The sequence below is a fragment of the Jejuia pallidilutea genome (genome assembly GCF_002973595.1).
GTDB lineage: Bacteria > Bacteroidota > Bacteroidia > Flavobacteriales > Flavobacteriaceae > Jejuia > Jejuia pallidilutea.
Genome location: NZ_PVEO01000001.1, coordinates 144671 through 159261 on the forward strand (window position 1 = coordinate 144671; position 14591 = coordinate 159261).

14 protein-coding genes and 1 riboswitch are annotated in these 14591 nt (G+C 32.6%); of the genes, 8 read left to right on the forward strand and 6 right to left on the reverse strand.

The window, feature by feature from the left end:
- The 3 genes from CLV33_RS00675 to CLV33_RS00685 are packed head-to-tail and all read left to right on the forward strand — an operon-like array spanning position 1 to position 3781.
- The gene (locus CLV33_RS00675) at positions 1–393 is read left to right on the forward strand and encodes a hypothetical protein (RefSeq protein ID WP_105472279.1); all 393 of its coding nucleotides are present in this window, start codon (positions 1–3) and stop codon (positions 391–393) included.
- Complete coding sequence (locus tag CLV33_RS00680) at positions 393–1808, forward strand: class I SAM-dependent DNA methyltransferase (RefSeq protein ID WP_105472280.1); 1416 nt, start codon at positions 393–395, stop codon at positions 1806–1808. Before CLV33_RS00675 ends, CLV33_RS00680 begins: the two co-directional genes overlap by 1 nt.
- On the forward strand, positions 1808–3781 hold the full coding sequence (locus CLV33_RS00685; protein WP_105472281.1) for a restriction endonuclease subunit S: 1974 nt from the start codon (positions 1808–1810) through the stop codon (positions 3779–3781). Before CLV33_RS00680 ends, CLV33_RS00685 begins: the two co-directional genes overlap by 1 nt.
- Here CLV33_RS00685 and CLV33_RS00690 read toward each other — a convergent pair.
- Both CLV33_RS00690 and CLV33_RS00695 read right to left on the reverse strand, forming a co-directional pair.
- Positions 3778–4581, reverse strand: a complete 804-nt coding sequence (locus tag CLV33_RS00690) for a DUF2971 domain-containing protein (protein ID WP_105472282.1) — start codon at positions 4579–4581, stop codon at positions 3778–3780. The two genes, CLV33_RS00685 and CLV33_RS00690, sit on opposite strands and share 4 nt — an antisense overlap.
- A gap of 55 nt (positions 4582–4636) precedes the next feature.
- Positions 4637–4867 (reverse strand): helix-turn-helix domain-containing protein, encoded by a 231-nt coding sequence (locus tag CLV33_RS00695; protein ID WP_105472283.1) that lies wholly within the window; start codon positions 4865–4867, stop codon positions 4637–4639.
- Positions 4868–4965: 98 nt separating this feature from the next.
- On the opposite strand from CLV33_RS00695, the gene CLV33_RS00700 reads away from it, so the two are divergent.
- The 3 genes from CLV33_RS00700 to CLV33_RS00710 all read left to right on the forward strand — a co-directional run bounded on the left by CLV33_RS00700 (position 4966) and on the right by CLV33_RS00710 (position 6319).
- Positions 4966–5400, forward strand: a complete 435-nt coding sequence (locus CLV33_RS00700; protein WP_105472284.1) for a hypothetical protein — start codon at positions 4966–4968, stop codon at positions 5398–5400.
- 176 nt (positions 5401–5576) lie between these two features.
- Positions 5577–5939, forward strand: a complete 363-nt coding sequence (locus CLV33_RS00705) for a hypothetical protein (protein ID WP_146109695.1) — start codon at positions 5577–5579, stop codon at positions 5937–5939.
- Between the two features lie 68 nt (positions 5940–6007).
- Positions 6008–6319, forward strand: a complete 312-nt coding sequence (locus tag CLV33_RS00710; protein WP_105472286.1) for a hypothetical protein — start codon at positions 6008–6010, stop codon at positions 6317–6319.
- 750 nt (positions 6320–7069) lie between these two features.
- On the opposite strand, the gene CLV33_RS00720 is transcribed toward CLV33_RS00710, so the two are convergent.
- Together CLV33_RS00720 and CLV33_RS00725 are read right to left on the reverse strand one after the other, a co-directional pair.
- On the reverse strand, positions 7070–7783 hold the full coding sequence (locus CLV33_RS00720) for an SOS response-associated peptidase family protein (protein WP_105472288.1): 714 nt from the start codon (positions 7781–7783) through the stop codon (positions 7070–7072).
- A 28-nt stretch (positions 7784–7811) separates the two neighbouring features.
- On the reverse strand, positions 7812–8591 hold the full coding sequence (locus tag CLV33_RS00725) for an XRE family transcriptional regulator (RefSeq protein ID WP_105472289.1): 780 nt from the start codon (positions 8589–8591) through the stop codon (positions 7812–7814).
- A gap of 52 nt (positions 8592–8643) precedes the next feature.
- Here CLV33_RS00725 and CLV33_RS00730 point away from each other — a divergent pair, with 52 nt between their 5' ends.
- Together CLV33_RS00730 and dinB are read left to right on the forward strand one after the other, a co-directional pair.
- Positions 8644–11619, forward strand: a complete 2976-nt coding sequence (locus tag CLV33_RS00730) for a DNA polymerase III subunit alpha (protein ID WP_105472290.1) — start codon at positions 8644–8646, stop codon at positions 11617–11619.
- Entirely contained in the window at positions 11616–12833 is a 1218-nt protein-coding gene (dinB, locus tag CLV33_RS00735; RefSeq protein WP_105472291.1) for a DNA polymerase IV, read from the forward strand. The genes CLV33_RS00730 and dinB overlap by 4 nt, the downstream gene beginning before the upstream one ends.
- Before the next feature lie 193 nt (positions 12834–13026).
- Here dinB and CLV33_RS00740 read toward each other — a convergent pair whose 3' ends face one another.
- Positions 13027–13245, reverse strand: coding sequence for a hypothetical protein (locus CLV33_RS00740; RefSeq protein ID WP_105472292.1), 219 nt, complete (start codon positions 13243–13245; stop codon positions 13027–13029).
- Positions 13246–13310: 65 nt separating this feature from the next.
- Positions 13311–13405: riboswitch (SAM-I-IV-variant riboswitch) on the reverse strand.
- Positions 13406–13411: 6 nt separating this feature from the next.
- Positions 13412–14575 carry a hypothetical protein gene (locus CLV33_RS00745; protein ID WP_146109696.1) on the reverse strand — a complete coding sequence of 388 codons (1164 nt, stop codon included), beginning with the start codon at positions 14573–14575 and terminating at the stop codon, positions 13412–13414.
- Between the last annotated feature and the right edge of the window lie 16 nt (positions 14576–14591).

The window sequence follows — 14591 nt, forward strand, 5'->3', positions numbered from 1 at the left end:
ATGTTTGGTGTAATATCAATTTTATTTGGAGCTGGTTTTTTTGCAGTTAACTGGAATCGAGTAACACAAAAAGAAAAGAAGGAAATTGTTGATGCTTTAGATAGAGCTTTAACCAGAACTCAATACCATATTGACAACACAAGAACAGCAGATGGAGAAAATGTTGCTTCAACTGAATTATATGATTTATGGAATGAAGTAGCTAACAGAATAAGACCATATGACAGGCATAATGCATATACTTTTAAAGCAAAAAGCAAATATTGGCTAACACCAAATTCATGGTATCAAGAATTAGATAATAAAGATTCTGAGCAAAGATTAAAAATCTCTTTATCAGAAGTAACAAAACAATATTGGAAGTTAAGAACAATTTGGAAGATAGATAATTAATGACACAAATAACAACAAACATAAAATCCATAAGAGACATCATGCGTAAAGATGCAGGTGTAGATGGTGATGCCCAACGTATATCTCAAATGGTATGGATGCTTTTCTTAAAGATTTTTGCCGATAAAGAGGAAGAATGGGGGCTTACTGTTGAAGACTACCAAAGCCCTATTCCAGAGCGTTTAAAATGGGATTCATGGGCAAGTGATGATGAAGGGTTAACAGGAGATTCCTTAATGGAATTTATTAATAATGACCTGTTCCCAACTCTTAAGGATTTGAATGTTCAAAGTCCACAAGCTACCATCATTAGGTCTGTATTTGAGGACACCTACAACTATATGAAAAACGGAACATTGTTCCGTCAGGTTATAAATATAATTAATAAAATAGACTTCAATAATAGTAATGACAGGCATGTTTTTAACGATTTATATGAAACTATTTTAAAGGAACTTCAAAGTGCAGGGTCTTCTGGAGAATATTACACCCCAAGAGCTGTAACACAATTTATGGTCGATATGGTGAACCCTCAATTGGGTGAGACTATTTTGGATATGGCAAGTGGCACAGGGGGCTTTCTTACTTGTAGTATTGAACATGTTCGTAAGCAGGTAAACACTCCGCAAGAACGAGAAGTTTTGCAAAAGTCTATTAGAGGTATTGAAAAGAAACCTTTGCCACATTTGCTATGCACTACTAATTTAATGCTCCATGGGTTTGATTTACCTGCTGTTAAAAGGGATAACCTTTTGACAATGCCATATAGTGATTGGGGTAAAAAAGACCGTGTAGATGTTATCCTAATGAATCCACCATTTGGGGGTACAGAGGAAGATGGAACAGAAAATAACTTTCCCCAAAAGTTTAGAACGAAGGAAACGGCAGACTTGTTTTTAGCATTAATTATAAAGTTGCTGAAAGATGGTGGACGTTGTGCAGTTGTATTGCCAGATGGTACTTTGTTTGGTGAAGGGGTTAAAACCAGATTAAAAGAAGAACTATTAACCAAATGTAACCTGCATACAATTGTTAGACTTCCTAATGGAGTATTCAATCCATATACTGGTATAAAAACTAATTTACTTTTCTTTGAAAAAGGAACACCTACTAAAGAAGTCTGGTATTTTGAACACCCTTATCCAGAAGGAAAAAATAGTTATACTAAAACCAACCCAGTAGATATTAAAGAATTTGATTTAGAAAAAAGCTGGTGGTATAATAGAGTTGAAAATGAATACGCTTGGAAGATTTCAATTGATGATATTAGAAAAAATGGCTTTAACCTTGATTATAAGAACCCTGAAACTGGAATTGAAAATAAAAAGCTCGACACAAAAGCAATCCTTGAAAAATTAGATAATAGCATAAAGAAAGGTGGTGAAATAATGAATCTATTAAAACAAGGCTTCTAATGAATTTATCATTTGCTACTAGAAAATTAAAAGGCTCTATCAAAAGAGTCAATCAGAAAGTATCTAAATTAGATGTTAATCCAGAAGACTATAATGTCTTCGGTGTCTCCAAAGCGGATGGTGTTTCGATAACAGGAAAGGATATTGGCAAAAATCTTAATACCTACTACTACTTTAAAGGTAAGAAATTTGCTTACAACCCATACCGTGTAAATATTGGTTCAATTGGACTTTCTGACGAATCCTTTGAAGGGTTAATGAGTTCTGCTTATGTAATTTTTGAAACAACTGATGAAATTAATGATGAGTTTTTGTTATTATACCTTAAAAGTCCTTTAGGTTTAAACCTTATTAAATGGTATGGAGACAGAGGAGGAGTTCGTTCAGCTTTAAGGTTTAAGGATTTAGAAAAAATTGATTTCCCTAATTTGACTTATCAAGAACAGTCTAAAGCACTGGAGATAATCAAAAGCAAACAATCAATAGTTGATAAATTAAATATTGAATTAGAACATCAAAATGAGTTAATTATTAAACTCCGTCAAAGTATTCTGCAAGATGCAGTCCAAGGAAACTTAACGGCAAACTGGAGAGAAAAGAATCTCAATATAGAACCTGCCTCTGAATTGCTAAATCGAATAAAAAAGGAAAAAGAGCAACTTATTGCAGATAAAAAAATAAAGAAGGAAAAGCCTTTACCTCCAATTAACAAAGATGAGATTCCTTCTGAATTACCTAATGGTTGGGAGTGGTGTAAACTTGGAGATACTTTTGAAATTGTTCGAGGTTCATCTCCTCGTCCTAAAGGAGATTCTCGCTACTGGTCTAAACACAGAACACCTTTCCATTGGATAACAATAGCAGACTTCACTCCTTTTTCTAAAATGGGTTTTTTGGTTGACACAAAGGAGTTTTTGACTGAAGAGGGTAAAAATTATAGTCGAGAAGTTGGTACTCTCGATTTGCTGATTGCTTGTAGTGGTGTGGGAAGTGTTGGAAGGTCTGTGAAATTAGATATACACGGTTTTATTTATGATGGTATAATTGCAATTCGTCAAATAAATTCAGAAATAATTAGAGATTATATTGGCTATTTTATCAAATTAAAAGAATCTGAAATTTATTCTATTACGACTGGAGGAAGTTGGTTGAATATAAATACAGATTTGGTCAAAAATTATTTTGTTGGTTTTCCTCCATTGGAAGAACAAAAAGCTATAGTTAAAAAAGTAAATAAGCTAATGGCTCATTGCGACCAATTAGATAACCAAGTTGAGGAAAGCAGGTTTCAAGCAGAACAATTGATGCAAGCAGTCTTACAAGATGTGTTTAATCCAAAGCAGAAAGAAAATAGTGATGATTTAATAGAAGCTTTATTCCCTGAATTAGAAACTATTGCAGAAGTAGCAAACCTACAACAAGCTATGATTATTCAAAAAACAGAATTAGGATTAGGTTCTGGGCGTGGTAAAGTTTATGCTCAAAAAACATCGGCTAACCTTAAGAATATATTTGATGTAGATATTCCGTACACCTTTGAGAAATCCCACCATGGCGAGTTTTCTTATCAACTTTCAGAGGATTTAGATAAGAACCCTTATTTAAGAAAAGTCAAAACAGAAGTCGGAGAAATTTATGAGGTAAAAAACAATAAGCAACAAGAGGTTTTAAATGCTTTAAATAAGCCTGAAAACGCATCGTTTATACAATCTGTAGACGAACTGCTGAAAGTGTACCAAAACGACTTAATAAAGGGTTCTACAGACCGTATAGAGCTATTAAATACCGTTTGGAGAGCTATAAAAGATACCAAGTCTTTAATAGGCAATACTGTTTACAAATATTTAGAGGAATGGGAGATTCAACAAGGTGCATATAAAACCAAGGCTGATAAGTTTACTAAGTCTGAAACTTTTGCTATGATTACTCTAATTAAAGATTTGGGGTGGGATAAGAAAATAATTCACAGTTAAACTGAACAAACACTTTCATAGTCAACGATAGGAATTTCACCAATGTTATCTTTCACGGCATTTGTAATTTCAATCCTGTGTTTTTCGGCTATATTCTTACCAAGAATAATTTTATTAAAAGCTTCTTTTGGGAGGGTTATCTGTCTTTCTGAAATGGATGCAGGGTTTTCCCAAAAACTAATAGTCCGATATTCTCTTTCAAATTCCCATTTTCTTTCTTTGCAAAATATTTGATAGTGGCTTTTTTGATAATAGTTCATAAATGGTTTGGGAAGTATTATTGGTAGTTCATCATAGTAATTGACCTTTGCTCCGCCACCTAGAAATTTGAACATAATTTTGGAGTTATATCCAATGCAAAAGCCTTTACCATAATTGGAGTATTTGTTCCACATTTCTAACAGACATGGTTCAGCAGTTAAGCTCAGAACACCTTGTCTTAAATCATGCTCTTTATTATAATAGTTTCGATATTCTTCAAGTTTTTCACTATCCTTAAATAGTCTTTTATTTGCCCAAATTCTTGCTTCTTTCCTGTGTTGCTGCCTAGACCTATCAGGGTATTCTCTTCTTGAAATATGTTCATAAAACTGTATAGTTTGTTTTTCAGTCAATAAATCATACCTAATAGGATTTCGGCAATCTTTTTCATCTTCAAATGAATTTGGTGATGCCATAAAAACTTCACGCTCTTTTATAAATCTATCATGATAAGGATACTCCCAATCCCTATACTTATATACAACTTCTGGAAAATCAATATCTTCTAATGAACCTCTATAAACTTCAGACCAACTCATGCATTATATTTTGGTCTAAAATAATTCTTTAAAAGAAATTAATTGATATTCTGACTTATTTTGAAGACAGTATTTCAGAAATATCTACCTGCAAGGCTTTAGCAATTTTGTATAGAGTTGTTATCTTGACATTTCGCTCTCCACGTTCAAGTCTCCCTATTTGGTTCTTGGATATTTCTGCATCGACATGTAACTGAAATTGACTTAAACCTCTCTCAGTTCTTAAGGTTCTAATATTTTTGCCAATGGCATTTAATATCTTTTGTTCTTCTTTTTTCGACAACATGCCGAAATGTTGCCCCTTTTGAGAAATTCATCGACCCCCTACAGGGGTTAATTGAATTTATTTTTGTAATATTCGGTTTATAAAAACAAATAATTAGCTTGAAGAAGGAAATCAAAATAAGTAAGAAGTTATTAGGAGGAGTTCTAGTTGCGTTTATTCTGTCTTTTATTGGCTTATTCATCCTGCAAAACTTTGGTTCTTTCAGTTATAATTCTGACACATCTAAATACCCTAAAACCAATAGTCAGGGCAAAATACTAATGAACATTTATGTTGAGCCTACAGACAGGGTTACAGCAATATATTATGAATCTATATTAGGGACGAAAATTAGCAACTATGGCTTAAGAAAATCAAGAATTGATTACCAAATTAAGGATTTAAGGACAGGAGGTAAATTCCATAATTATAGCAATAAGTTTCCTTATTACATTGAAGCTACGCTTAAGGATTTTAAATATGCGTTAATTTCTTGGGGCATGATTTCAATGATTCTATTATTAGTAACTAAAGTAAAAGTGAAGTTAGAATGAAAATATTGAAATACAACTCAATAATATTACTGGTAATAACAATACTTTCATGCAAAAATGAAGTTAAAAGAATTGATAGTAACAATGAATTAAATTCAAGCACTCAATCTAATGAAAGTGTAGCTATTAAAAATAAGAAGTTTGCTTATGTAGTATTTATACTAGAATCGCCAAGATTGGAACATTCTGAACCAACTTATATGGACGTTCCAACTCCATCAGGAGGAAGCAATTATAAGAAGATTGATGGTTATGATATTGTTGTATGGGATAAAAAGGCATTTACCACTGGTATTGTTGAAATAGAGGATTATAATGAAGATGAAAAGTTTAAACTATTGGATAAAGCAGAATATGAATATAAGCAAATCCACTATCCTTTAATTGATGCCACTTATGAATCTAATGTCTTAAGTAAGGTTAGAGATTTTCAAATTAAAGAGGAATTTAGAAAGCATAGAACTAAAATAATATCACGAGATGTTTATGCTTATGATTCTTATGCCGAAGCGAGTAAAAGTAAAAACAAATACCAATAAATATAGACATCAATTATCAACAACAACTTCGAGAGGTTTTTAATGCTTTAAAAGAAAAAAGTAGAGCATTGGCATCTAAACAACACCAACTTGGTTATCAGCAACGGAATGAACTTATAACTCATGTACTTTCAGGATATAAGAATGATGAAAAACTTCTAATTAAGAAAAAGGAATGGGAAGATATTGTTATGGAACAAAGAGTAGTTCAATGGTTATATGATATGATGAGGGATAGGCTTGATGTGTATGGTTATTTTGAAAATCCAGAAGAAATAGAAACAATCCTAAAAATGTTGATTAAAAAGGCAGAGAGGATGGAAATGTTTGAAAAAGCTAATATTCTTAATCATTGGCGTTTAAAGTTGATTAAAGCATAAAATATCAGTTAATCCATTAACTAAAATTTAATGATGATTTGAAAAGGGGCATTTTATACCTGATTTTGTTTATCCTCCCATTTGTTATAGTGGTTATAGTAAATGAATCTGTTAGACCAACTATAGAAAAGGAGGGGTTTGAATTTAGAGGTGTTCAAACTATTAATCCTAAAAGTACTTCTTTGTATAAATGTTCTTGGAACTGCTACTTTGAAACTACAAAACATTGCAAAGCGTATCACACAACATTTCTAAAACCATATTTTAAACACATTGACCCAATATACTTTGGAATTATAAAGTCAATGCATTCAGGTAATAGTTATCAGTTAATGAATGTAATATTTCTAGTGGTTCTAATACCGTTAATCATTTTCTTCCTTTTATTTCGTTCCATAGAAATGAGCTATAAGATTAAAGCTTTAAAAAAGAATGTATAATGGATATGGTTAATGAAATATTTGTGTACTGTACGGACTTTGTAATCAACTTAGCAAACCTATTAGGTATGTCTTACTATGAAGTAAATACTATAATATTCTGCCTCCTATACCCTTTAACCTTGTTAATTTGTCTAGTGCTTTTTTTAAGAAACTGGTATATTCTCCGAAGACTGGATTAGACGGATAATGTAATACACGCACGTAGGGCTGTATTTTGAATTCAAAATAATTTATCAAAAAAGGGTTAAAATTGGGGTTTGAAGGGTAGGTTGACTTTTGTGCGTAAACGAAATTATATTTTTAATTATTAAAATAAGGTATTTAATTCAGGGTATTCTACTTTAGAAACTATATCAGGTCTATTACTTTCCTTATGTGAATTTATCACATCATGGCTAACAGAGTAATATTCAAAGCCTCTGGTCTTATGAGCTTGTATTTCATTTTTAAAATCTTCCTCACTATTTAATTTAAAGAAATACTCAACATCTTGTGGTTCAAAAGCAAAGGTCATACGCTTATGAAATTGTCCGATAAAGTCATCACTGTCTGTTGTTAGCATCGAGGCTGTTAAAATACCACCTTGTTCCGTATAATATCCTAAAACACCAAATAATTCATCATTTGGTCTTCTCACCAACATTGGTATTTTATTTTTATTAGATGCTGTATAAACCTTAAACATCCCATCAATAATAAACACACATTTATTTCCCAGAATAGCATCTTTTTTCCAGTAAGGTGTTTTTGATTCAAATAGGGACTCTATTCTGGTATTGATACAGCCACCTCCAGTTTTCTTCCAATACCCAACCATATCCTCTGAATTTGGAGGTGCAATACTCCAAGTGGCTAACTGTATTTTTTCTGGTTCTTGTTCTGTAATAACCATCATTTGAGGACGTTGAAATCCATTTACATGATAATATGTCGGTATAAAATCTGAATCAATTTTATTTACTCCAAAATCGTTTTTTATGGTTTCCCTATTCTGTTTCTTTTGAGATGTATGATAGCACATGATTAATTGACTTTAATTAATCTTAAATTTAAGCATTTTTGACCATTTTATCTAATGATTCTAATTGAACACCCAATGATTGAAACATTTGGGTAATACTGCTTAGTTTGAGTTCAGTCTCGTCATACTCTTGGGTGTTGATACAACATGTAAATTCCCAAAGCTCCAAAATATCACTTTTATGAACTTGATAGGCAGGATAATGCTTGTTATCTGATTGTAAAATGATATGTTCATGATCATCTTTATCAATTTTAATTCTCTTATAAACGATTCCTTCGTCATTGGTTAGTACTATGTAGGTCTTACCGCTTTTAACATCACTAATATCTTCGACAAACCTTCCAACAATGTATGAACCATCTTTTACAGGCAGCATAGAATCCCCTTTTATTGGGAAAGTTCGATGTTTCCCTGTTGGTAAAAAGGGGAGTTTGATTCTATCCAATTGTTCTATGTATTCTGGGTCATCATATCCTGATAAATACCCTGCGGTAGCTTTTATGGGAACAACTTCAATAGTATCTTCATTATTATCATCAACCATGATAGGGAATAAAACCCTATTATTAGCGATTTCAATAAAGGATACATCTTTAGTTTTTCTTAAATCAACCTTTACCAATGTGTCTATAGGAATTTTGATATAGTTTGAAAGTTCAACCAGTTTTTCGATAGATGGTTCTGTTCTTCCAGATTCAAATGACATCACCATAGACCTAGACCATTTAAGCTCCTCAGCCATATATTCCTGAGTATAACCTTTTCTTTCCCTTATGTAACGTGTATTTGATGCTATAAAATTCATAATGTTTCAAAATTAAACAATAATTGTTTAAAAATGAAACTAATTTTGTGATATGATTTTGAACTCTCACTCATATTACAGTTTAAGGTACGGAACAATAAAGCCTATAGAGCTGCTTTTTCTAGCAAATAAAGGAGGCTATAGCACTTTTGCACTAACTGATATTAATAACACATCGGCTTGCCTAGAGTTCATGAGATTAGCTCCTAAACATAGTATCAGACCATTGGTTGGTGTGGATTTTAGAAATCGAGCTAAGCAGGAATTTGTAATGATAGCCAAAAGTAATATAGGGTTTCAGAATATCAACACCTATCTATCAAGTTTTATGCATCGAAAAAATTATGAGATACCAAATAAGGCTAATGATTTAGAGGATGTTTTTACCATTTATCCTTTTGAAAAATATTACGGCAATACTTTAAGAAAAAATGAATATTGGGGAGTAAAGGTAAGTGATTTAAACACTATTAAGTTTTTGCGATTCCAAGGAAATAAAAGCAAGCTAGTTATTTTAAATACAGTTTCATTTATTGATAAAAAAGGATTTAACACTCATCGTCTTTTAAGGGCTATTGACAACAATACTTTACTAAGTAAACTACCTGTAAATGAAACAGGTTCAGAAGACCATAAATTCATTTCTAAGGTACAGCTCTTAAAGATTTATCAAGACTATCCTTACCTAATTGAAAACACTCAAGGGCTATTAGACTCTTGTAATATTGTTTTTGATTTTAGTGGACTGAAACCTAATAACCAAAGTTCTTATACTAATTCTCAGGCACTGGATTATAAGCTTTTAAAGAAACTAACTTATGAAGGATTAAAATATAGATATGAAATTGTAAATGATAAAATACTTGACCGTATAGATAAAGAGCTTAAAATCATTAAAGAGAAAGCATTTGTTTCCTACTTTTTGATTAACTGGAAAATCCTAAAGTATGCTAGAAGCAAAGGATATTTTTATGTTGGACGAGGAAGTGGAGCAAATAGTATAGTTGCATATCTATTGCGAATTACTGATGTTGACCCAATTGAGCTGGATTTATATTTTGAAAGGTTTATTAATCTTTATAGAACTAACCCACCAGATTTTGATTTAGATTTCAGCCATAGGGACAGGGACGATATTACAGAATTTATATTCAAGAACTTTAAGAATACTGCCTTGATAACAGTGTACAATACATTCAAATATAAGGCATCGGTTAGGGAGTTGGGTAAGGTATTTGGGTTGCCAAAATCCGAAATAGATGTGCTTAGTTCTGGGTATTACAATTATGATAATCTTGACAAGCTTTCACAGTTGGTCATTAAATACAGTAAGTACATTGAAGGGTTTCCCAACTATTTAGGGATACATGCAGGTGGCATCATAATTTCAGAAAAACCAATTCATTATTATACAGCAACCTTTATGCCTCCAAAAGGATTTCCTACTACTCAATTTGATATGGTAGTAGCGGAGGATATTGGACTCTATAAGTTTGATATACTGAGCCAAAGAGGACTTGGTAAAATAAAGGAAGCTGTTGAGATTGTTAGATATAACCACCCCAACAAAACGCCCATAGATATTCATGATATTAAACGGTTTAAGCAAGACACCAGAATACAATACTTATTAAAAAATGCTAAAGCAATTGGATGTTTTTATGTGGAATCCCCTGCCATGCGTATGCTTTTAAAAAAACTTCAAGTTGATAATTATTTAGGATTGGTAGCTGCCAGTTCGGTAATAAGACCAGGGGTTTCAAAGTCTGGAATGATGCGAGAGTATATTTTAAGATATAGATACCCAAACAGAAGGAAAGAAGCCCATCCAGTTTTATTGAATATCATGCCAGATACTTATGGAGTCATGGTCTATCAGGAAGACGTGATTAAAGTAGCTCATTTCTTTGGGGGCTTGAACCTTGGAGAGGCTGACATGTTAAGACGAGGTATGTCTGGTAAGTTTAGGTCTAGGGAAGAGTTTTTAAAGGTTAAAGAGCAGTTCTTTCTGAATTGTAAAACAAGTGGTAAGGACGAAGCTCTTACAAAAGAAATCTGGAGACAAATAGAAAGCTTTGCAGGTTATGCCTTTGCCAAAGGGCATTCTGCTAGTTATGCTGTTGAAAGCTATCAAAGCCTGTTTTTAAAAGCATATTACCCTTTGGAATATATGGTCGCCACACTTAACAATGGTGGAGGGTTTTACAATAAGGAACTTTATGTTCATGAGGCAAGGATGCACGGAGCAAAGATTCAAGCTCCCTGTGTTAATAAAAGTTTTGGTCAGGCAGTCATATACAAGAAGGATATATACATAGGGTTTTTATTTTTGCAATCTTTTGAATCCAAGAACTCAAAAAGGATTGTTAAAGAACGGCTTAAAAATGGAGAGTTTCAGTCCCTTGACGACTTTATAGATAGAGTGGCTATTTCAATAGAGCAAGTTGCAATACTAATAAAAATCAATGCATTTAGGTTTACAGGAATTAATAAGCGAGAACTCTTGTGGGAAGCCTATATGAAAATCAATAATATCACATTCGAGGAACATAAAATTACTTTGTTTAAAACAGAAAGAATCAACTATGAAACACCAGAGCTTCCTTCAACGAAATTAGAGGATGCATTTGATGAAATAGAGCTTTTGGGTTTTCCATTATGCAATCCTTTCAAACTGCTCTTAGAACCTCTTAAAATGCTTTTGAGAGCCAATAAATTACCTCTCTTTGTGAATCATATAGTTGAAGTCATAGGATATTTGGTTACAACTAAAAGAACCAGTACTTCAAATGGTAAATTCATGTATTTTGGAACGTTTCTTGACTACTATGGAGACTTTCTGGATACCGTGCATTTTCCACCTGTAGCTTCAAAGTTTCCATTTAGGGGCAAAGGTATTTACAAGATTAAGGGAAAGGTTATGGAAGAGTTTGATTGCATAAATATTGAAGTCATAGAAATGCATAGAATGGCTATTATAGAAGACCCCAGATATTCAGATGTTGAACCCAAAGAGAAAGCATCATGAACCAAAACCGTGCTATAGTTCACATGGATTTGGACACATTTTTTGTTTCCTGTGAAAGGCTATTGGATAGTAAGCTAATTGGAAAACCTGTACTCATTGGAGGCACATCGGACAGAGGGGTTGTTGCATCCTGTAGCTATGAATCAAGACGTTTTGGAATTCATTCGGCAATGCCCATGCGAATGGCGAAACAGCTTTGTCCAGAAGCTATAGTATTAAGGGGTAATTCAGGGATATATACTAAGTTTTCTAATATGGTAACTGAGGTTATAAAAGAAAGTGTTCCTTTATATGAAAAGGCATCTGTCGATGAGTTTTATATCGACTTGACAGGCATGGATAAATTCTTTGGTTGCCATAAATTGGCATGTGAAATTAGGCAACGAATCATAAAGGAAACTGGATTACCCATTTCATTTGGATTGTCTATCAATAAAACCGTTTCCAAGATTGCTACAGGCGAAGCTAAACCAAACAACCAGATACAAATACTTAAAGGAACGGAAAAGCCTTTTTTATCTCCCTTATCGGTTAGAAAAATACCCATGGTTGGAGAAGTAACCTATAAATCGCTTTGTGATTTAGGGATAAAAAGGATAAAGACCATTCAGGAGATGCCCATGGAAATGATGCATAGGGTCTTGGGTAAAAATGGGCTTAGTATTTGGAAAAAAGCTAATGGCATTGACAATGCTCCAGTTGTGCAATATCATGAAAGGAAATCCATTTCTACTGAAAGAACTTTTGATAAGGATACAACTGATGTTAGGAAACTAGAAAGCATTATTACTGCTATGGCTGAAAATTTGGTCTATCATTTAAGAAAAGGTAATAAGCTTACTTCATGTGTTACTTTTAAAATCCGTTATTCAGATTTTCAGACCTATACCATGCAAAAAAAGATTCCTTTTAGTTCCGCAGACCATAAGATTATTCCTGTCGTGATGGAGCTTTACAAGAGGCTGTATCAAAGGCGGTTGTTGGTACGTTTAATTGGTGTTAAGTTTAGTCATCTAGTTGAAGGAGGTTATCAAATAGACGTCTTTGATGATGATGAAAAGATTATCAACCTTTACCAAGCCATGGATAAAATGAGAGAACGGTATGGAGATAGGGCAGTCATTAGAGCTAAAGCTATGGAAGCTAGAAGTATTGGAAGGTGGAATGCGTTTAATGGAGAACCACCTCCTTTATTGGCTAATAGGAGACAATGATTTCCTAGTTTCAAATTAGAGAGAAAAACTAAGCATTTTATCCACCTATAATGCTTGGAACAGTATAATAAAGGGCAAGAAAGGCAACTCAAATATTAAAGTTTAGTATGGTAAATAGCTTTGCTTTCCTTTATTAAAAATATAGTTATTTACTAATTCAAGTTACCCTTCTTACCTCTCTCAAATTGATTATTTAGTACATAAAAGACATTTCCTCAAGCTCCTTATACCATTCTTCAAGCTCCTCAAAAGTGGCTTCATTTAAATCGTCAGTACTAAACCAAATTTCACCGATAGAATTTAGTTGGCTTTTAGAATAGATTTCTTTGGCTTTTTCTTCATTATTTTCAACAAAGTCAATAACATTATTAAGTGTTGCTGTTAATTCAAAAATTAATTCATCTTTTGTCATTTTAAAATATTTAAAGGTTTATAATTCTTTTATATTTCAAAACACCAAGAATCTATATGTTTGGATTAGTCTAATATTTTTGACGACTGTCCGCATACTAAGCCACCGTGGATTGACCCTTACTCGGTTGGCACACATTGAAGCGTTCCTGATGCTTTGAAGTTTTTTATTGGCTCTTACTAAGAGCTTTGTAAGCAGTTTTTAAGCTTTTGGTTTTTTCATCAAATAGATGATAATATTTATTAATCGTGTTTTTACTCATATTGAGTTTCTTTGCTAATCTCAATTGAGATATTTTACCGTCAACTTTTGAATCCCAGTCATTAATTCCTTTCTCTATTTTCTTAATGGAATTCTTGCTTTTAATCTTACCAACTACAGAACCTATCACTTTGTGCTTAGCTTTTTTTGATAGTTTAATTTCTGGATTAAAAACAATCCTTCGTTCTTTGTTCAGAATTGGCTGAATATCCTTATGATTCAAAGTTCTCTGAATGATGATTTCTACTTCTTTGTCTGGAAGTGGTATATCGCATCTACTTCTATTAATTCTATAAATAAAACCTCTAAATCTTTCTTCTGTTTGTAAAGGATTTAAAGCATAGCTCTGATAAGCAAGTAATGAAATAATATTATTCCGAGAACCCTTATAAATTCTACTTGGAATATAAAAAGATGCATATGGTAGTTTTTCATTCTCAAAAACCAAGAATGGCTGATTGTTAAATTCAATATCCCCCAAATTGTCATATCTTAAATTTACACCCAATTCGTTCACATCCTTCTCTTTCTCTATTTTGTATGAATACGTAATGGGGGTGTTTTTACCAATACCATCATTAGTCGTATTGGTATCCCATATTATAGAATTTTCATTATAGTATAGATTTGGGTCATAGCTTTGTGCATTAAATTGAGATGCTTTACCTGCATCAGTATCGGAGTAAATGTTTAATGCATTGGATATAGCCATATAAGTCGATTTAAAGTTATTTAAGCTTAGTTCATTCACTTTTACCAATATACCCATCCCAGTATTAGATAATGACCTCCATGAGGCACATATTAGCTTATTAGTTAAATTAATTTTGGTATTATCATCTATGTCAATATAAATGTAACCAGACGGTTCTTTTATGTTTGAGTCCTTCTTGTACTTATTGTAACAAAAGTTAAGAGTGTAGCATGGTAATTCAGTAGTTTTAATAATGTTATACTGTTCTTTACCTTTATACTGGTATATTTCTCTTGCTCTAAGGATTGCGTCCAAAACTTTCGAGTTAGGGTTGACAATACTCTCCAAAAACTCTTCTATTTCTATCACTCCCAAAACATGTGGACTTTTT